At 51.8% G+C, this 20079-nt stretch carries 18 protein-coding genes; 12 read left to right on the top strand and 6 right to left on the bottom strand.

What is annotated here, in order from left to right; translation table 11 throughout:
- Positions 1-18: 18 nt before the first annotated feature.
- The 3 genes from ACP15Y_RS10220 to flaF are packed head-to-tail and all read left to right on the top strand — an operon-like array spanning position 19 to position 1954.
- Positions 19-1128, top strand: a complete 1110-nt coding sequence (locus ACP15Y_RS10220; protein WP_424982962.1) for a flagellin — start codon at positions 19-21, stop codon at positions 1126-1128.
- Positions 1129-1170: 42 nt separating this feature from the next.
- Positions 1171-1599, top strand: a complete 429-nt coding sequence (flbT, locus tag ACP15Y_RS10215; RefSeq protein WP_424982961.1) for a flagellar biosynthesis repressor FlbT — start codon at positions 1171-1173, stop codon at positions 1597-1599.
- Positions 1547-1954: a flagellar biosynthesis regulator FlaF gene (flaF, locus tag ACP15Y_RS10210; protein WP_424982960.1), complete on the top strand. Its 408-nt coding sequence runs from the start codon at positions 1547-1549 to the stop codon at positions 1952-1954. Before flbT ends, flaF begins: the two co-directional genes overlap by 53 nt.
- 11 nt (positions 1955-1965) lie before the next feature.
- On the opposite strand, the gene ACP15Y_RS10205 is transcribed toward flaF, so the two are convergent.
- The 5 genes from ACP15Y_RS10205 to ACP15Y_RS10185 all read right to left on the bottom strand — a co-directional run bounded on the left by ACP15Y_RS10205 (position 1966) and on the right by ACP15Y_RS10185 (position 7459).
- Positions 1966-2337 carry a hypothetical protein gene (locus tag ACP15Y_RS10205; protein ID WP_424982959.1) on the bottom strand — a complete coding sequence of 124 codons (372 nt, stop codon included), beginning with the start codon at positions 2335-2337 and terminating at the stop codon, positions 1966-1968.
- A gap of 108 nt (positions 2338-2445) precedes the next feature.
- The gene (locus ACP15Y_RS10200) at positions 2446-3945 is read right to left on the bottom strand and encodes a hypothetical protein (RefSeq protein ID WP_424982958.1); all 1500 of its coding nucleotides are present in this window, start codon (positions 3943-3945) and stop codon (positions 2446-2448) included.
- A gap of 11 nt (positions 3946-3956) precedes the next feature.
- Positions 3957-5813 carry a flagellar hook-associated protein FlgK gene (gene flgK / locus ACP15Y_RS10195; protein ID WP_424982957.1) on the bottom strand — a complete coding sequence of 619 codons (1857 nt, stop codon included), beginning with the start codon at positions 5811-5813 and terminating at the stop codon, positions 3957-3959.
- Between the two features lie 57 nt (positions 5814-5870).
- Positions 5871-7244, bottom strand: a complete 1374-nt coding sequence (locus tag ACP15Y_RS10190) for a flagellar hook protein FlgE (RefSeq protein ID WP_424982956.1) — start codon at positions 7242-7244, stop codon at positions 5871-5873.
- Positions 7245-7312: 68 nt separating this feature from the next.
- Positions 7313-7459 carry a hypothetical protein gene (locus ACP15Y_RS10185; RefSeq protein ID WP_424982955.1) on the bottom strand — a complete coding sequence of 49 codons (147 nt, stop codon included), beginning with the start codon at positions 7457-7459 and terminating at the stop codon, positions 7313-7315.
- A 21-nt stretch (positions 7460-7480) separates the two neighbouring features.
- Here ACP15Y_RS10185 and ACP15Y_RS10180 point away from each other — a divergent pair, with 21 nt between their 5' ends.
- The 4 genes from ACP15Y_RS10180 to ACP15Y_RS10165 all read left to right on the top strand — a co-directional run bounded on the left by ACP15Y_RS10180 (position 7481) and on the right by ACP15Y_RS10165 (position 11604).
- Positions 7481-8374 (top strand): ATPase, encoded by an 894-nt coding sequence (locus tag ACP15Y_RS10180; protein WP_424982954.1) that lies wholly within the window; start codon positions 7481-7483, stop codon positions 8372-8374.
- Between the two features lie 59 nt (positions 8375-8433).
- Positions 8434-9348 (top strand): homoserine O-succinyltransferase, encoded by a 915-nt coding sequence (locus tag ACP15Y_RS10175; protein WP_424982953.1) that lies wholly within the window; start codon positions 8434-8436, stop codon positions 9346-9348.
- A gap of 526 nt (positions 9349-9874) precedes the next feature.
- Complete coding sequence (locus ACP15Y_RS10170) at positions 9875-11062, top strand: hypothetical protein (RefSeq protein WP_424982952.1); 1188 nt, start codon at positions 9875-9877, stop codon at positions 11060-11062.
- On the top strand, positions 11062-11604 hold the full coding sequence (locus ACP15Y_RS10165; protein ID WP_424982951.1) for a PadR family transcriptional regulator: 543 nt from the start codon (positions 11062-11064) through the stop codon (positions 11602-11604). Before ACP15Y_RS10170 ends, ACP15Y_RS10165 begins: the two co-directional genes overlap by 1 nt.
- Before the next feature lie 588 nt (positions 11605-12192).
- Here ACP15Y_RS10165 and ACP15Y_RS10160 read toward each other — a convergent pair.
- Positions 12193-12735 carry a DUF2087 domain-containing protein gene (locus ACP15Y_RS10160; protein ID WP_424982950.1) on the bottom strand — a complete coding sequence of 181 codons (543 nt, stop codon included), beginning with the start codon at positions 12733-12735 and terminating at the stop codon, positions 12193-12195.
- A 247-nt stretch (positions 12736-12982) separates the two neighbouring features.
- Here ACP15Y_RS10160 and ACP15Y_RS10155 point away from each other — a divergent pair, with 247 nt between their 5' ends.
- The 5 genes from ACP15Y_RS10155 to ACP15Y_RS10135 all read left to right on the top strand — a co-directional run bounded on the left by ACP15Y_RS10155 (position 12983) and on the right by ACP15Y_RS10135 (position 19741).
- A complete protein-coding gene (locus ACP15Y_RS10155; RefSeq protein ID WP_424982949.1) occupies positions 12983-13807 on the top strand; it encodes a hypothetical protein in 825 nt (274 codons plus the stop codon).
- Between the two features lie 106 nt (positions 13808-13913).
- Positions 13914-15359 (top strand): YcjX family protein, encoded by a 1446-nt coding sequence (locus tag ACP15Y_RS10150; protein WP_424982948.1) that lies wholly within the window; start codon positions 13914-13916, stop codon positions 15357-15359.
- Positions 15356-16375, top strand: coding sequence for a YcjF family protein (locus ACP15Y_RS10145; protein ID WP_424982947.1), 1020 nt, complete (start codon positions 15356-15358; stop codon positions 16373-16375). Before ACP15Y_RS10150 ends, ACP15Y_RS10145 begins: the two co-directional genes overlap by 4 nt.
- A 63-nt stretch (positions 16376-16438) precedes the next feature.
- Positions 16439-17641, top strand: a complete 1203-nt coding sequence (locus ACP15Y_RS10140) for an MFS transporter (RefSeq protein WP_424982946.1) — start codon at positions 16439-16441, stop codon at positions 17639-17641.
- A gap of 150 nt (positions 17642-17791) precedes the next feature.
- Entirely contained in the window at positions 17792-19741 is a 1950-nt protein-coding gene (locus tag ACP15Y_RS10135) for a GTP-binding protein (protein ID WP_424982945.1), read from the top strand.
- Positions 19742-20079 lie beyond the last annotated feature (338 nt).

Genomic DNA, 20079 nt, shown 5'->3' with positions numbered 1-20079 from the left:
CAGGAAGGATGGTTCGCGATGAAAGATATTACCCTCTCGCAATCCGTACGGCAAAACCTATTGTCGCTGCAACGTACAGCCGACATGATGGGCCGCACACAAAACCGTTTGGCGACGGGCCTAAAGGTCAATTCTGCACTCGACAATCCGAACTCTTTCTTCACGTCCCAAGGCTTGAATAGCCGCGCCAACGATTTGGCGAGCTTGCTCGATTCGATGGGCCAAGGCGTACAAACGCTAAAAGCCGCCGACAATGGCATCACCAATATTGTAAACTTGGTGGAGGCAGCCAAGGCGAAAGCGAACCAAGCGAACCAAACCAACAAGATCGAAGATCGTCGGGTTTTTGCTAACGAGTTCAATGGCTTGTTGCAGCAGATCGAGGATATGGCGCGCGACGCAGGCTACAATGGCAAGAACTTACTCGCTGGCACAGGCAATGATCTTTCAGTGGTATTTAACGAAGACAGCACCTCAAAACTGATCATCCAGGCCATTGACCTTACAGACACATCAACGTTCCTAGGCCTAAATGACATCACAGTTGGCACCTCTTCCACGGGCACTGTGACCGAAACCAACCTTATAGCAGGCCGCGAAGCTGGCGATGAATTGACACTCACCATTGGGTCAGACACTTACACAATTGAGTATGAGGCCACGACAACCGCCGCCGATATCATCAACGCATTGGACGCAATTCCTGACGTTTCTGCATCTTCCGACGGCACAACGGTTACCATCACAACCGCTGCGGGCAATTTCACACTGGATGACACCGACACAACTGCTGACATGACAACGCTTACTGGCACGGGCTATGTGGCAGGGTCTTTCGACAACGAAGTGTCTGTAAATGCTGTTCTAAACGACATCACAGAATCGCTCAACTTGCTGCGTGATCAGGCCTCAACATTCGGCACCAACCTCACAGTTGTTGAAAACCGCACTAACTTTACCAAACAAATGATTTCGACTTTGGCCAACGGTGCGGATATGCTGACCTTAGCGGACACCAACGAAGAAGGCGCGAACCTTTTGGCATTGCAAACACGGCAGCAATTGTCATCAACCGCTCTCTCCATGGCGTCGCAAGCGGATCAGAACGTTTTGAGACTCTTCCAATAAGGAGAGTTTAGGATAGTTCTGCAAAATTCATAAGAGGACGACATGGCCCTAAAAGTTGAATTAAAGCCGAAAGAGCGGCTGATTGTGGGTGATTGTGTGATCACCAATTCAGATCAACGCACACGGCTATATGTCTCAGGTAGATCGCCGATTCTGCGCGAAAAAGATATTATGCGCGTGGAGGAAGCATCCTCCCCCGCCAAGCGCGTCTATTTTGCAGTGCAATTAATGTATCTCGATGATGACGTTGATAAAGTGCAGGAAGAATATTTCAGCCTTGTCAACGACTTAGTAAAAGCCGCCCCATCAATGACCGCAATTGTTGATGAAATTAATAATGAGATATTAACCGGTTCACTTTATAAAGCTCTGAAGAAGGCTAAAAAACTGATCGAATACGAACGGGAGCTGATCGGCGATGCAACAACAGGCGGCTTTGGCGTACCAACAGACAGCCAAGAAAACAGCTAGTCCACGCGAACTGGAAGCCTCTTTGCTTTCCAAGTCAGCTGCACAATTGCAGCGGATTCGTGATGATTGGGACAACAAAAAGCCTGAGCTTGACGGCGCGCTGACCTATAATCGCAAGTTGTGGACGGTATTTATGACCTCCGTAACAAACGATGATAATCCGTTGCCGACTTTGATTAAGCAAAATGTCGCCAATTTGGGCATCTTTGTTATGAACCACACCATGTCGACCTTGGCCAATCCTGAGGCACGTCGCCTTGATGTATTAATCAACATCAACAAAGAGTTGGCCGCAGGCTTGCGCACCCAACAAAACCAGGAAGAAGCACCGCAAGGCGCCCACCCTGCCCTGTAATCAGATCTAGATTATTCTTTTGTGCGCCGCCACATCATCAAATAGGCGGCGCCAAAGCCGATTTCGGTTAAATTGGCAAACCAAATCCCAATCCCAGCATAGCCTCGGGCAAATTCATAAATGCCCATCGCAGCCATAAGCAACATCATGCTGCCAAAGCTGATGGATATAATGCGCTGAATTGCTTTATCCCGCACATCACGCGTCAAAAAGCTCAACAATCCCAAGCCCAAAAACAGCACACCAGCCCGCTTCGCCAAAAAGTCGCCAAGCTCATGCGGCTCCAAGGCAAATAGCCAATAAATCAGAGGTGGGTAAAAAATCATAAGGGCGCTCAGGGTGAAAAACAGTAGCGCCGCAGCAATCGAAATATTTTTAAACATAACCAAACTCAACTTTGCTCAATCAATAAAGCAAAGCCGAGTTTTGAACCACTTGCAAATCGAAACTTATATTGCGGTCACAATGCCGCAGTGGCCAAGAATAGCCTGCTATCGCATATAGTTGACCATGGTGAGCTGGTTCACAATAGACGCAGTTTGATAACTTGCTTCCATCCGCGTTTTAAGCTGCATGATCTGCATCGCAACTTCTTCCATCGAAACCGTTTCAATCTCACTCAGCATCGATTCCAGCGTTGCTTTTTGCTGCCCATGCCGCTCTGCAACCCGCCCAGCAGTGGTCTTGGCCAAGCCAAGTTCCATTTGAATCACTTCAATTGAGCCTTTTTCGCCATTATTTGTTTCGGCAAGGCGCTGTCTCACCACACCGTTCATGGCCTCATAGCGTTCGGTCGCTTTCGGATCGGAAGGTGAATATCCTTCAGCCGCAAATACCGCCAGCGATTGCATGAGCGAAGCAAACCCCTTTTCATTGGCCTGTACACCATAATTCACACGTGTGTTTTCATCCACACGCGCTTGCGAATTAAGCCGCGGGTTGGTGGAGCTTTCTCCTTGATACCAAATCACGGTATCCGCATCGGTGGCAGGCACCATGGCCGTCGCGCTGTCATAAGGCGGGCCGTCCACACGCATAGCGGGATCACCATTTGCGTTGAAGAAATTATCCGCTGCCGCGAATGAAGATGCAGCCTGCAATTTCGTTTGTGCAAAATGCCCCAAACGTTCGTTCAAGGCCGCTTGCATGTTGGCCGCAGTGTCTGCAGTTGTCCCGCCGATTTGGAACTCATTCGGGCTTTGTGGTGCCCCGGCAACTGCCTTCAATTCCAAAGAAAAAGTTGTGCCATCGGGTAAATCCAAGCCAATCATGATCCGCTCATTGTCAGCAGGTTGGCTTGTAAACTCGATCGTCGCGCTTGGTGGCGCGCCTGTTGGTCCCGTCAAAGTCGTTGATGTTCCATCAGATGAAAGACTATCCAACTTGAAGCCGAATGGATGCGTGCCATCTTCAGCAATGGTCACCGTTGTGCCCACAACACCATTGGTCACACGCCCGAGGCCCGACGCGCCCAAATCAGCCTCGCGCCGTTGGGTCATAATCGTACGGAAGCCATCTTTGCCGTCTGCGCCATTCATCAAAGCGTCAAAGCTGGCGACGGGGTCTTCAGCTGTCGCATTGCCAGCCATCAAATGACGCCCGTTCAAATCCGCATTCAGCAGATCGATCACTTCTTTCATCCGGTTTTCAGCCAGATACTGCGCGGCGGTCATGTTCACGCCATTAATCTCAAACGAACCTTGCTGCGCAGATGAGCGTGTTTCGTCTTCAATCTCGTCAATGCGGGTCATCACATTGTCGAGATAGTTGAGACGCACATCCAAATTGTCGAGATTTTGCTGATAGGTTTCCAATGCACTCGTGCGTGCCCGCAACGTCATATCAACCACGCGGTCAGCACCCAATTCAGAAAGTGTCTGCGCCCGTTGGCCGGTCGCCAATTGCTGGTTTAGCTTATCCAGCTGGTCGCGCATATCGGTGATCGCGCGGTAGCTGAATTTTGCAGGAAACAGTGAGTTATTTACGATCATCTAATGTCTCCCTAAAACGCCTGCATCAAGCGGTCGAGCAGCTCTTGCACAATGGTCAAAACCCGGGCATTGGCGGAATAGGCATTTTGCAATTCCAAAAGCTTGCCCATCTCCTGGTCAATATCCACGCCATAGGCATCTTCAGCACGCATTTCCAACGTTTCGAGCAGCTTGCCTTGATGCTCATGCGCTTTCTTGACCGTTGAAATCTCATTGCCTTGGAAATTGAGCGTTTGCCGCACAATTTCCTCAACACTGCCATTCAGGCGAAACGCGCCCTGCCCTTGTGCTGCGCTTTCCGCGCGGAAGGTCATGGTGTTCAGTCGGTCTGCCAAATAGTTGGGTCGATCGGCATCGCCAATTGGCGTCAGGGGCGAGGTAGAATGTTGCACCAACAACGAATTATTGGCCACAACGTCCTGATTAACGCCCATACGCAGGGCAAAGCCACGCTTTTGCGGCGTACCATCAAGTGAATTGGTGAATGCCCCTGAAGAGCTGTCGACAAATAGCGACATGCCCAAGCCGCCATCCTGCGTACCAGTGGCTGTGGTTTGTACAACCATGGAATGCACATCAGACGTATTCGCCGCGCCATCATCCATGATGCGCAATACATCGCCCGATGGGTTCGAAACCGTAATCGCCGCGCCAAGCGCCGCATTCAAATCGGTCGCAACTGCGCCGATGCCGCCGGAGAAATCAAGGCCAATCGTGCGTAAGCCGTTTTCATCCGTGCTATCCATCGGCAGCTTGGAAGGGTCATCCACCCGCACAACACGAACCGTTTGCGGTGTGCCGCCCACTTCATATTTAACGGTGAAGCTGTTGCCGGGCAGCATGGCGCCAAGATCAGCTTCAAAGCCATCTTCGCCGCCAGCGGAAACTGCTGTACCTTCCGTATCGATGGTGGACATGGCTTGCGCCAAGCCCGCCGCGATTTCATCTAGCTGATCTTGCGCAGTCACAAGTTTATTGTCGCGCAAATCAAGCAGCGATGAAATGCGTCCAGACGTCAGCAAATCATGGGCAACAACGTCAATTTCCAAATTGGCTGGCGTCACGACTTTCAGGCTACCCACACCGCTGAGTACTGGATCGGTATCATAAAGTGAGGTTGGTGATAGGCTCCCCGCATTCTCAAACTTGAAGGTCGAGAATTTCTCGGCATCCACGAGACCAACGCCCGTTTTGGTCATCACATTGATGGTGCCATTATCATTATATTGCACATTGATATCGATCAGCTCGCTCACTTGTGCCAGCAAGCGATCGCGTTCATCCATAATACCAAGGCGCGTGTCATCTACCTTGGTTGTGTCCATCAGCTCTTGGTTGATCTTGGACAGCAATTCAAGGTTTTGATTTAGATCGGACACATGAACGGTGATCTGGCTTTCAGCCTCCTGCCGCATCCCTTGAACAGATCGCGACAAGAAGTTTAGCGATTCCGCCATTGTCTGCGCACGGTCCACCACTTGGGCCCGGCTAACAAAATCTTCCGGGCTGGCAGAAAGCTCCTGCAACGCGCCCTTAAAGTTCGAAAGTTGTGTGTCTAGCGAATTGATATCGCCGGGCTTGCCCAGCAACAATTCCAAGCGTCCCAAAAATTCAGCTTGCACATCCAGCGCACCCATGCGGCTGGTTTCACGCTGAGTTTGAGTTTCAAGCGATTGCACATAAGCACGTTGAATTTGCGCAACGCGAACACTTGAACTCCCACCCCGAAAGCCATCAATCAGGGCAACGCTTTGTCGGTGATAGCCGGGCGTTCCCGAATTGGCAACGTTTCGCGAAACGATGTCCAGGCTACGCTGGTTTACATCCATTCCCGATAAAGCATTACTCAATGTTACAGAAAGGCCCATAGGTCACCCTTTAGCGCATCAATTTAAAGGGGCGGCGGTTAAACCGCCCCAGCTCAATTATCTCACCATGTTCAATGCTTCTTGCAGCATCTCGTCCGAGCTGGTCACAATCCGTGTGCCAGCCGAATAAGCTTGCTGCGTCACAATCAATTTGGTGAATTCTTCCGAAATATCGGTGTTCGACTGCTCCAGCGCCGCGCCGGTCACGTTGCCATCGATATCCAAGATGGGTGTGCCTGACTCTGATGTCGCAGAATAAAGTCCGCCATCATAACGCTTAAGTTCATTGACCGCGTTGAAGTTCGCCGTCACCACTTGCGCCAGTTCCACCTTTTTACCGTTGGAATAGTTTGCAACAATCCGGCCTTCCCGGTTCACTTCAACTGACACAAATTCACCAGCAGGATAACCATTTTGCGAAAGCTTGGTCACTTCGGTGGTGCCGTTTGGATCCGCAAATTGTGTCACGCCGTTATTGCCATGCTGTAAGGTCACATCGCCAATATTGATCCCATCAATTGTAAGACCAGTCAGGTTTACCGATGAGATGGTGGGGGACAAAGAACCGTTGGTGCCGAACACATAGTCGGTGCCGACATTCTGCCACTGTGGATCAGTGCCGGTGGCATCTGCATCCGATTGATAGAATAGATTCCAAGTATCTTGGCCGCCATTTGCATATGAGTCTGTCTTGGCCCAGCGCAGTTGCACGTTAGCTGGCGCACCGTTTTCCGCATAAACAGTGATCGCCCCGCCTGCAATCGAGTCAGCGAGGAACTTGTCGCTTTCGTTGGCTGTCACAAAGCCGCCACCGCCTGTGGTCGGATCATCCGTATAATCGCCAGAATCCAAAAGCTCTGAGTTTGTGTTGACCGGGTCATAGCCAGCATTCTTTGGCAATTGCGGCAAGTTCAGCTGATAATTGAACACCGCAGTCCGTTGCGCGGGCAAAAAGGCGTTGTCGAGCTGGATCACTTCAGGCACAGAACCGGCCACGTTGCCCGTCACACTATCAATAGGCAGCCCTTTAAGATAGGCATTCGAACCATTGACCAGATAACCCTCTTTATCCACGTCAAAGTCGCCACGACGGGTGTAAAAATCCGTCCCACCAAACACTGCATTGCCATCATTGGTGCCGATCTTTTGTTCAACAACAAAAAAGCCATCGCCATTGATCGCCATGTAGGTGTTTCGACCCGCAGTGGTCACATCGCCCTGCAAATCGTTCGTTGCACGCGACTGAGCCATCACCGCCCCAGCAACCTGACGGCTAACCGGTGCATCTGGAATCAAATCAACAAAGTCGGTCTCAATTCGTTTGTAGGCCGTCGTTTGCGAGTTGGCGATATTGCCTGAGATATGCTCCAACGCAAATGACTGAGCTTGAAGCCCGGTTACTGCAGTGGATAGCGCCCCATAGATACCCATTTGTTTCTCCTTACTGTCGATGCGGACATCGAAATCCACCTTTAGTAATGCAAAAGGGATGCCAACTTTTAACTCATTGATTTAATTGATTTTAATAGTTCGATAACCATAAATCCGGCCATTAAAGCGGAATCTTTTACCAGATAAGGGGCAATTTTTGCCCAGCCGCGGCAAATTTGCCGAACCGCCAGCACCATCAGTGACTTGAGCGCCATTGCGAAACCCGCTAAGACCGGATGAGCAACAATGGAACCACCAAGATGATTTTCAATTCGCCAGATGAGTTTTTGAATGCGCCGCGCAAATGCATCACTGCATTTGGCATGTCGGGCGTGGGCAAAACCCATTTCGCCAACAAATTACGCGATCAGAATTGGTTCCACTATTCAGTCGATTACCGCATTGGCACCCGCTATATGGGCGAGCACATTGTTGATAATTTTAAGCAATGCGCCATGAAGGATCCGTTTTTGGCCAACCTGCTGCGCACAGACAGCATTTATATTGGCTCGAACATTACCTTCAATAATCTCTCACCCCTCTCGACCTATCTTGGCAAGCCCGGCAACCCAGAATTGGGTGGCATCCCGTTCGACGAATATAAGCGCCGCCAAGCCCAGCATCGCCAGGCAGAAATCTCTGCCATGTTGGATACCCCATACTTCATAGACCGCGCCAAGCGCCTCTATGGCTATGATCATTTCATTGCGGATAGCTCAGGCTCATTCTGCGAAGTGATCGACCTTGATGACCCGCAAGACCCCGTCTTAGAAGCCGTAACAGGTTCATCCGCGCTGCTCTATATTCGCGGCACAGAAGAGGACGAAGAAAAACTAATTGCGCGTTTCAAAAAAGCGCCAAAGCCGATGTATTACGCGCCGAAATTGCTCGACCAGAAGTGGCAGCAATTCAAGCAAGAGAATAAGATTGCCCATGATCAGGATGTCGACCCAGACGCCTTTATGATCTGGGTGTTTTCCACGGCCCTTCGCCATCGCTTGCCCCTTTATCAGCAAATTGCTGACCAGCACGGCTACATCATTGAAGCCGCTGACCTGGCCACCATGCGAGATTTGAAAGATTTTGATGCGATGATGGCGGCTGCCATCACAAATCGCAACAAAGCTTGATCAATCTTTCATAACCGCCTAAACCAAAAAACCTCATAATCTCTAATCGGAGTACTCCAATGCCCATCAAGATTCCTAATCATTTGCCCGCGCGTCAAATTTTGGAAGATGAGGGCATCATGGTGATGGACGAAACCCGCGCCGCCACCCAGGATATACGCCCGCTACAAATTGGCTTGCTCAATCTGATGCCCAATAAAGAGCGCACGGAAACCCAGTTCGCCCGCCTGATTGGCGCAACACCGTTGCAAGTTGATTTGACCTTGGTGCGCATTTCAAACCACCAATCCAAAAATGTGGCGCAAGATCACCTCGAAGCGTTCTACCAAACGTGGGATGAAGTCAAAGATCGTAAATTCGACGGCTTCATCGTCACTGGCGCCCCCATCGCCCATCTCGATTTCAAAGATGTTGGCTATTGGGACGAGATGGTCGACATCATGAACTGGACGCGCACCAATGTGCACACCACCATGTTTGTCTGCTGGGGTGCGCAAGCTGCCTTGCACCATTTCTACAATGTCCAGCGCTTCCGCCGCCCGAAAAAAGCATTTGGCGTCTACCGCCACCAAGCGGCAACCCACGCTTCGCCATATCTGTTGGGCTTCTCAGACGATTTCGCCATCCCCGTCTCCCGCATCAATGATATTGACCATGCGTCCGTGCCAGACAATTTGGAGGTGCTGATCAATTCAAAAGAAGTCGGCCTCTGCCTCCTCAACGATCCAGATCATCGTCAGCTCTTCATGCTGAACCATTTGGAATATGACCATAAATCACTGGTGGAAGAATATTTGCGGGACAAAGAAGCCGGCCTCGACACGCCGCCCCCCGTCAACACGTTCCCAAACGACGACATAACCCAAGAGCCCCTAAACCGCTGGCGTTCTCACGCCTATCTGTTGTTCGGCAACTGGATCAATCAGCTTTATCAAACAACCGAATATGACCTAAACAAAATCGGCACCAAATAAGCTGAATCAAATCTCGAGACATTAGAGCCAAGCATTTGTTTTAAAAGCATTTGCTTGGCTCTTTTATTATTGCCGCCACCGGTCGCTATCGCTCCCGTCCCCGGCACCCCCGGCTCTTTTCTAGCCGCCACCGGTCGCTATCGCTCCCGTCCCCGGCACCCCCGCCATTGGCACCCCGAGTTAAAGTTGGAACATCCCACTCCTCAACGTCATTACCGGGCTTGACCCGGTAATCCATGCAGCGCCCGATTTATACGCACCCGTGCGACACCACGTTCCGCCACGTCATTGCAAGACTTGATCTTGCAATCCATTTCACGACAACACACAGCACGAAGCCAACTCTTTTCCCGTTTGCCATTCCACTCCCGCCGCCCCGGAGTTGATCCGGGGCCACGCAGCCACAGTCATGTAAAGCTCACCCGCGCCTTCACGCCCCATCCCCAAAAAAACAAAACCAACACCCCTATTGCAAATATATCTACTAGATATATATAAGATCCAGTTTTGCTTTTGGAGAAACCTTATGAAACAGCTTTGGTTTATCGCCATCTCCATCATTTTGATCGTAGGCGGCGTCCTTCTCATCCTGAATATGTTGCAACCCGCGCTGCCTGCCCCATCAGGCCCGCACCTCGTCGGTTATCAACGCACCAATCTTGAACAGGGTGACCGCTGGGTGGATGTACAAATCTTCTACCCCGCAACAGAAAAGACCGACCAGCAGCCACCTGTCATGCCCAAAACCCTCGCTGCCCAAATGGCGAAAAGCTTTGGTGCGCCAGAGGCTGCGATGCAAGATGATCGACCGCTCCCCGCCTATATCGGTGCCAAAGCCGTCGCTGGTTCGCATCCTGTGATCATCTTCAACCATGGCCATGGCATGTACGCAGGACAAAACAGTCATCAGGTGATCGAATTGGCCAGCCAGGGCTATATGGTCATGGCCATCAGCCACCCGGGCCACAGCCTTGTTGCCTTTAGGGGCGATGAGCCAACCCTCAAGTCAGAAGATGTGGCCAACTATCCGCCGGAAGTCGCAAAAACGCTGCTCACCCGCCAAGCCGAAGGCTATGACGCTTTGCGCCGAACCAATTCGATGGACGAGTGGACAACCACCATGCACGCGCTCGAAACCGAAGCCTTTGGCGAAATTAGCGGCCAGTTCCAAGACTGGATCGACAATAACAAGCTGGTGTTGGACCAACTCCCTGCGCTGCAATCTGGTGCCATCTCCACCACCATCTCAGGCACATTAGACCTCGATAAAATCGGCTATTTCGGCCATTCCTTCGGTGGTGCCGTGGCTACCCACATGAACATGCAAGATGATCGCGTCAGCGCGTCATTCAGCATGGACGGCCCTGCTTTTACATGGTCCATCGCGGAAAACCCCGCTGGTGCATTCTGCTTCGCCTATGGCAATGCCAACGATCAAGCGGGCGTAAAGTCAGATATGTCTTGGGTGAACCAACAAATCGCCAAATCCACCAACGGGTGCGAATTGGTGTTTGATGGCGCAGCCCACATGAATTTCAGCGATTTGAATGAAATCTCATTCCTGAAATTCTTCGACATGTTGGGGCCAGTTGACTATCAAATGATGCGCAGCAGCCTCAATCAATCCCTTGTTGAGTTCTTCAATTCCACCTTGCGCAATCAGGGTGAAATGACCCAAGTTGAGGGCACCGAACTCATGCAACATAAAAGCTGATGCAAGATAAGATCATTCTTGGCCTGCTGGCCTTCCAAGACGCCACATTATACGATCTGAAAAAAACGATGGAGCAGTCCACCGCTATGTTTTACAACACATCGTTCGGTTCCATCCACCCGGCCCTGCAAAAGCTGGAGCGGGCAAATCTGGTCACAGTGCGGCAGGAGGCCAAAGGCAAACGCGTGCGCAAAGTCTATTCGCGCACAGCCAAAGGCGCAAAAGCCTTTCAGGATTGGATCAGCGAACCCGTCGCCGTTTTCAAAACCAAAGACGAAAGCATGCTGCGCCTCTTCTATTTTGGTCACATAGAAGGTGACGTCGCCCCGCACATCCAGCTCCACATCGACGAAGCCGACAATTGGATCGCCGCACTCGAAACCATGCTCCACGCCCAAGACCTCTCAAAAGTCCCGGCCCAATTCCAAAAAATGGCCTTCTTCCAACTCGCCACCATGCGCTACGGCCTCGACGTAATCAAATTCAGCAAAAGCTGGTATGAGCAATTGCTGGAGGATTACAAAGCGCAGGGATTTGAGTAGACCCCACCAGCAGCCTCCATTCGGCCACCCCGGACCTGATCCGGGGCCAATTCCAGCACACCGCAAAACAGCCCGTTTTCGGAAGAAGCATCTTTTCCCACCGTCATTGCAAGACTTGATCTTGCAATCCATTTCACGACAAAGCGCGGCACGAAACAAACATCTTTCCGCTTCACCACCCCCAAACCCCGCGTCATCCTCGGGCTTGACCCGGGGATCCAGACGTGAACAACCCAAGACGCACAAAGCAAATAGAAATTCGCACCTGTATTCCCGCCTTCGCGGGAATGACCACCAAGAAAATCGGCAGACTTCCCCCCAACATCTCCCTCGGGCTTGACCCGAGGGTCCATGAAGATTTGGCCAAACGGGCGTCTCAGAGCAAAATACTACAACCGCAAAGAATGGACCCACATCTTGGATTGTCGGGTCAAGCCCGACAATGACGTTGTGTGTGATAGTAGGCGCGCCTGAAACGCAGACATAAGGCGTCCCCCGCCCTGGGGAGGTGTGGTAGAACAACAAACGCCTACCCCCGCGGCCGCCCCGGACTTGATCCGGGGCCAATTCACCACCAGTGACGGACCTCTAAGCCCCTCGCCGCGCCTTAACCCGCCGGATCAACTCCAATGCTTCTGAAGGTGGCTTCTGCTCCACCCGCAAATAATCAGATCCATCGCGATTGCGGGTCAGCAAACCCAATCCAACCATCATCCGCCGCAACAGCGCCGCATCGCCGAAACTGTGCACCTGATCCAGAAGCGCATTCACCCCACGCTCATGCAAATGCTCCCCTTTGGGCAGCACCGCCCAAAACAACCAAATGCAAGTCTCCTGCACCCGTCGGCGCGAGGGCCAGCGGTGCATCACCCCATCCGCATCAATATGCTGCAAACAGCGCGACACCAACGCATGATCAATCTGCGCGGCCTCCGCCCCATCGGCCATTTTCTGGCCAGACTTATGCGCCGCCTTCATATGTTGGAAATTGCGAAACCCCGCCGCCCGCGCCAGCATATTCATCAAGCTGAGATGGCTCGGCACCGCCTCGTCCTGGCTCAATTGCTTGGCTAAACTGCGAGAAAATTGAGAAATATCCGCTGCATAAAGCGGAATGGCTTGCTTTGACATTTTACATTCCTAGCTGCCGCATCGAATGTCGTTGGTCGCTGACTTAACGACGCGGCATTGAATATAAAACCCAAATGCAGTGCGTGAATTATGGCAGATTTAGCACTCCGAACCCGGAGCAGCGACGCCTTGGTGTTCTGCCAACCATGGGTGATGCTAGCTTAATCGCACACAAATGACTAGTGTAACATAGGTGGATTTTCTAAATCCTATTCAAAAGTTAGTTTTCCGGCTACGGCGGTTAAAGATGATAATCCTAAACGCAAAAACAACAAAATTGGTGTCCAACTCACTAGTAGTTTTTCTATCCACTTGCTTATCCGTCTCTGCACAAAATGCACCGACTGCCGGAAAAGTATACGCAGAGGAGCAAAAACAATCTTTAACTTACTTTTGCACGAAAAGAGCTAATCTAATCGACTGCGAATTTGTACAAACATCAGTTCGTCCGAAGCTTAGTCAGACGGATTATGAAGCTGCAGTGGCTAGTCAACTTAAGGCCTTGGAAGCCAACCCTAAACAGCCGTTAGAAGCATGTGAATACATGAACGAGTTAAATTCAGCGTTGAGAGAGGAACGGGTACCTAACCTACCTGATATCGATCCAACCGAATATACTGAAGCTCTATCGACGAAATCGATTGAAGAACTGCAGGACATAAGGCTTCCAATCGAAACATTTTCTGCGTTCTGTGAAAATCCAAGCAAAGACAAATATTTAGAAACGATTGAAGCTTCACTCGACATAGCAACCCGAACTTGTAGTGTATCCACACACACGTATGAGCAGACTTTTACATCTCTAAATGGTGGCAACACTTGGGTGGTTAAGCAGGACGGACCGCAGGGACCTTGCGGCATTACAAACATTAGTAGGTTTGAAATTGACAGTTCGGGCGATTTCGGCCCATTTTGGAATTATCATTCACAAAAAATCATTACAAATAAAGATCCGAATGCTTCAGATGGATTTCTCAATTGTTCTAAATTAGATGAGGATGAATATCTGTTCTCTTGGAAATCAATCACTTTGCACATGAATTGTGATTACATCGAATTTAGTATTTTCTAGTCATGTTTATATCCAATTGATTGTTGACCATAAGTCCCAACCCCTTGCCCCATAAAATAAAACCCCTACCTTAAGGGATAGCATTTGAGTTGAGGAATCCTGCCTGATGGCCAATTGGACCGATGAGACCCGCATCGCCTTGGATAATATGCGCGACAGCGTCACCGGCCTGTTTGTGCCCACAATTCGGCTGGGGGTCACGGGCCTATCCCGCGCGGGCAAAACCGTGTTCATCACCTCCATGATCCAAAATCTGATCGAGGGCGACAATCTTTCCCTGTTCACGCCGCTGGCCGAAGGACGGCTGATCGGCGCGCAGCTCAGCCCACACCCAAACGCCGCAATGCCGCGCTTTGCTTATGAGGAGCATCTGAAAGCCCTCAAGGGCGAGGACCGCCATTGGCCGCAATCCACCCGGCAAATTTCACAAGTGCGGCTCACCCTCAAATTCCAGCCAGGCCATTGGGCAACCGCTTGGGCCGGGCCGCGCGAAGTGCATCTGGATATTGTCGATTATCCCGGCGAATGGCTCTTAGATTTGCCGCTGCTCGACAAAAGCTATCGCGAGTGGTCCGACGATGCATTGCAAAAGGCCCACGCCCCCGCCCGCGCCAATATCGCGGAAGACTGGCTCAACCTCACGCTGAAGGCAGATGCCGCCGCCCCGCTGGATGAAGAGCTGGCCACCCGCCTCTCCAACGCCTTTAAAACCTATTTGCAGGCCTGTCGCGCCGATGAACATGCCTTAAGCGCCCTGCCGCCCGGTCGCTTCCTGATGCCCGGCGATATGGAAGGCTCCCCCGCCCTCACCTTTGCGCCGTTGCCCGCGCCGGATGCGACGCCGAAAGGCGACAGCCTTTACGCACAAATGGAGCGCCGCTATGAGGCCTATAAAAACATCGTGGTGCGCCCGTTCTTCCGTGATCATTTCGCCCGGCTGGACCGTCAGATCATTCTGGTCGACGCGCTCACCGCGCTCAATGCCGGCAGCGATGCAGTGACGGATTTGGTAAAAGCCCTTAGCGAAATTCTGACCTGTTTTAAAACTGGCAACAATCCGCTGTGGACCCGCTTTTTCTCCACCCATATCGACAAGATCCTATTCGCCGCCACCAAGGCCGACCATATGCCCCACACCAACCACGATCGTTTGGGTGAGGTGCTGGGTCTGCTGGTCAAAGGCGCGCGCCAACGCGCCCATTATAAGGGCGCCGAAACCCAATCCATGGCCCTCGCCGCCATCCGCGCCACCCATGAAGGCGAGGTGGAGCATGAAGGCAAGATGCTCAAAACCATCATCGGCACGCCGCAAAAAGGCGAGAGCCTGGGCGACAAAACCTATGATGGCAATAGCGAAATCGCTCTATATCCCGGCAACTTACCGGAAAACCCGGATTCAATTTTTGAGGACGAACAAAGCTATAAGGGCAAGCTGAAATTCCTCCGCTTCCGCCCACCCGTGCTCGACAATGCCGCGCGGCAAAAATCCGGCCTGCCGCACATCCGGCTGGACCGCGCGCTCGATTTCCTCTTGGGAGATAAATTGCAATGACCGATCCGTTCGCCGTCGATCTCTCCCCCAAGGACGAGAAGAAAAAGCCCGAAACAGACGAGCTGGGTCCGCTGGCTTTTGAGGTCGATCAGGCCATCAATGTCAGCACTGAGATTGAGCCGGAGGCAGACCTCGCCACCGCACCAAAGCGCTCCTTCTGGCCGCGCCTATTCTGGGGCAGCCTCAGCCTCCTGATCACCCTCGGCATCGGTCTGGCGCTCGAGCGGCTGGTTCGTGATCTGTTCAGCGCCTATCCGGCCCTCGGCTATGTGGGCCTTGGCCTTGTGGCGCTGATGGTGCTGGCCCTGTTGGGCCTGATCGTCCGCGAGTTTCTCGGCCTCCGCCGCCTCAAAACCCTCGCCAAACTGAAGCACGAAGCCAGCGCCGCCCACACGGGCAAAAACCTGCCCGAAGCGCAAAAGGCGGTGCAGCAGCTCCGCGCCATTTATGAAGGCAACCCAGCCATGGCCCGGCAATTGGCCGAGTTTGACCGCCACGCCAAAGATATTCTGGATGGCGATCAATTGCTCGAATTTGCCGAGCGCACTCTGCTCGTCCCGCTCGACGAAAAGGCCAAGGCCATCATCGCCAATTCGGCCCAGCGCATTTCGCTGGTCACTGCCGTCAGCCCCCGCGCGTTCTTTGACATCATGTTCGTGCTCTATGAAGCCGCGCGCCTCACCCGCCGCATTGCCCAGCTTTATGGCGCCCGCCCCTCCTTTTTCGGCTTTATTGAAATGTCGAAATCGGTCATGGCTCATTTGGCGCTCACGGGCGGCATTGCCTTGGGCGACAGCGTGGTGCAACAATTGCTGGGCCACGGCCTCGCCGCCCGCCTCTCTGCCAAGCTGGGCGAGGGGGTGATCAATGGCCTGATGACCGTGCGCGTCGGCATTGCCGCCATCGCCGTCATCCGCCCGCTGCCCTATATGCTCAAAAAAGGCCCCGCGGTCAGCGATTTCCTCCCCGCCCTCACCAAGCTGGCGAAAGATCAGGATCAGACCAAAGGCCAATAGGCGCAGAACCCTTTTGCCGCTTTTGCGCTTGACTGGTTGGACCAGTGCGCCTACTCAAAATCAATGAGCATCTTTGTCAAACACCGCGCCTTTTTGCGCTCGCCCTATTTCATGCTGATCCTCATGGCCATCGCCATGCAGCTCAGCTTTGCCTCATGGCAAAATTTCCTCAACAATTTCGCCCACGATAAGGCCGCCTTCACTGGCGCCGATATGGGCCTATTGCAATCCATTCGGGAAATTCCGGGCTTCCTCGCCTTCACCGCCGTGTTTGTGTTGCTCTTGCTGCGTGAGCAAACCTTTGCCCTGATCTCCCTTGCGGTATTGGGCTTAGGCGTTGCCGTCACGGGCTATTTCCCCACGCTGACGGGGCTGTTGATCACCACCTTCATCATGTCCGTGGGCTTTCATTATTATGAGACGATGAACCAGTCTTTGCAGCTGCAATGGCTGCCAAAAGAAACCGCCCCGCGCCAATTGGGCGTCATTCTCGCGGTCGGTTCTTTCGGGCAATTGATCGTGTTCGGCCTGATCATTTGGCTTTATCAGTGGGCTAAGCTGCCATATACGGCCCTCTTCGCCATTTTCGGCGGCCTCACGCTGGCGCTGGTGGCCTTTATGGTGTTCTGGTTCCCGCAGTTTAAGGAAGAAGTGCCGCAGATCAAAAAGATCGTGCTGCGCAAACGCTATTGGCTTTATTACGCGCTCACCTTCATGTCCGGCGCCCGCCGCCAAATCTTTGTGGTTTTCGCGGCCTGGATGATGGTGGAGAAATTCGGCTTTGAGGTGCACGAGGTCTCCATCCTCTTCCTCATCAATGTGGCGTTCAATATGTATTTCGCGCCCAAGATCGGCGCGGCCATCATCCGCTTTGGCGAACGCACCGCCCTCACCATTGAATATATCGGCCTGATTTTGGTGTTCACTGCCTATGCGTTCGTAAACGACCCGATCCTCGGCGCCAGCCTTTATGTGATCGACCATTTCTTCTTCGCACTAGCCATTGCGCTGAAAACCTATTTCCAAAAAATCGCCGACCCCCGCGACATGGCCCCCACCGCCTCCGTCGCCTTCACCATCAACCACATCGCCGCCGTGGTCATCCCGGTGGTGTTTGGCCTCATCTGGATCACCAACCCCGCAGCGGTGTTCCTGGCTGGAGCTGGTTTTGCGTTTATTTCGTTGCTGTTGGCAAGATTGATCCCACGTCATCCGATGGAGGGGCACGAAACGGTGTTGGGGAAGAAGGCGGTTGCTGAAGCTTAATAAGCTCAATATTGCGCAACACCAAATATTGGTCTAGCCTGTCCGCGTGGATCGAGCATCCACATATCCTTATTCAGATCATAGAGGCAAAAATGGCGAACGTTGTTTTTTCAAGAAACCTGATCATTAATCTTGAGAAAATGGCCGTCCATGCGCACTCTAAATCTAGGAATACTAGCCCACATCGATGCGGGTAAAACCAGTCTAACCGAACGCCTGCTATTCGAAGCAGGCATCATTCACAATATTGGCTCTGTTGATCGTGGGGACACCCATACGGATTCGCTCGAACTCGAGCGACAACGTGGCATAACGATCAAATCTGCTGTTGTATCATTCGAAATCGCAGACTTGACGGTCAATTTGATTGATACGCCCGGCCACCCCGATTTCATTGCAGAAGTTGAACGCATTCTCGGCCTCTTAGATGGCGCTATTTTGGTCATCTCAGCGGTAGAAGGCATTCAACCGCAAACCCGCATCCTTATGCGTGCCCTCAAAAGACTTGGCGTTCCCACGCTCATCTTCATCAACAAAATCGACCGAATGGGTGCAAACTCCGCTTTGATCGTGGACGATCTAGCCAGCCAGCTTGATGTCCACCCTGTCAAATTAGGTCGCGTTGAAAACGAGGCGACCAAAAGCGCGAGCTTTATTCCAAACGATTTTGAAGACAAATCTGTTCGCGAAAGCCTAGTTGAGCAGTTGGCCGAACATGATGAAGAACTGCTTTTCAACTACATAAATGACCCAGATAGCATTAGCCCTCGAAATCTGGTCGACAATCTTGCCGTGCAGACCGCCAAGGGTCGCGTAACTCCCGTCATAATGGGTTCGGCAGTCACAGGTGCAGGCAGCAACGCCATACAAAACGCGATCTACACTTACTTACCTTCAAAGGCCAATTGTTCAGAACGCCCCCTATCTGGAACAATCTTTAAAATCGATCGAGGCTGGGGTGGTGAGCGTATCGCCTACGCCGCGATCCATGCAGGTAGCATCGAAAACCGTGATGAAATCACGCTGCCAAACGGCACGGCTCAAGTGAAAAATATTCAACTTTTCGACAAAGGAGAGGTTCGAAAATCACAATACGTGTCTGCGGGCCGCATCGCAATTCTACATGGATTAAAAAATACTAAAATTGGCGATCACATAGGTGAAAAACTGACAAACGGCAAATCACATCAATTCGCTCCACCCACATTGGAAACAAGAATTACGCCGATAAAAACAGCCGACGCCTCCAAACTTTGGTTCACCCTATCGGAGTTAGCAAACCAAGATCCTCTTATCAATTTGCGGAAAGATGACGAAAACTCTTTGTTCGTTTCTCTATATGGCGAAGTGCAAAAAGAGGTACTTCAGAGGCAAATATTTGACGAGGCCAATGTCGAGGTCTCATTCGAAGAGAGCACCGTTATTTGCATTGAACGTATCGCTCACCCTAGTGAAGTGGTCATGACTTCAGATCAACCCGAAAACCCATTCAATGCGACACTCGGGTTGCGGATTGAACCTAGAAGGGCTGGCACTGGAAACCAAATTTCCATGGAAGCTGACAAAGGCCAAATGCCTGCCGGATTTTACAGGACAATTGAAAACTCGATTGAGACTTGCCTCACGCAAGGCTATTTCGGGTGGAGTGTGATTGATCTCGAAATCACAATAACCAAAACAGGTTGGATATCACCGATTACAACCGCAGCAGATTTTCGCGGGCTGACGCCGATTGTCCTCGCGCAAGCCATTATCCAATCAAAGTCTATCGTCTGCGAACCCATCAACCAGTTTCGCCTTGAATTGCCCAACTCATCTGTCGGGCAATTTATGCCAGAGTTGGCCAAGGCACGTGCGGAAATCGCAAATACCTATGCAGCAAGCGCTAAAACCATATTGGAGGGCACAATCTCAGCAAGCAATACGCAGCAAATTCAAAAAATATTGCCCAATCTTTCCGGTGGCGAAGGGGTATTGGAGTTTAGTTTTTCTTACCATGCGCCAATTTCTGGAAATCCACCAACTCGAAAACACTCGGGTCTCAATCCATTTGATCGAGACGAATATCTCAGAAAAATCCGTCTCGGAATTACGAATTGAGTGAGGTGAGATGTGGGGTTTGTTATGGCAAGCGAGATTTTCATTTTGCTAATTATAAACTCCCATCTGGGTTCCCGCCTTACTCTCCTCACGCCGGATGGCTTGGCGGGAATAACGGCGGTGGATGCGCGCAACCATTTCCCCTCCCCGACGTCACCCTCGGGCTTGACCCGATGGTCCATGATCAGCTGGCCACGCAGGAAATGGGCGCGTCCAACCAAACTATAAAATACTGCTTGGGTAGAGATGCGGAACTGCAAGCGAAGCAAACATTAGCGCATCTCGCGCACGTCACGGCAAGTGGAACGACGTCATGGATACTCGGGTCAAGCCCGAGT

This window comes from Maritalea sp. S77, from assembly GCF_049801075.1.
GTDB lineage: Bacteria > Pseudomonadota > Alphaproteobacteria > Rhizobiales > Devosiaceae > Maritalea.
Note: the sequence above shows the minus strand (reverse complement) of the source record. Positions and strands in the feature narration are given on the sequence as shown.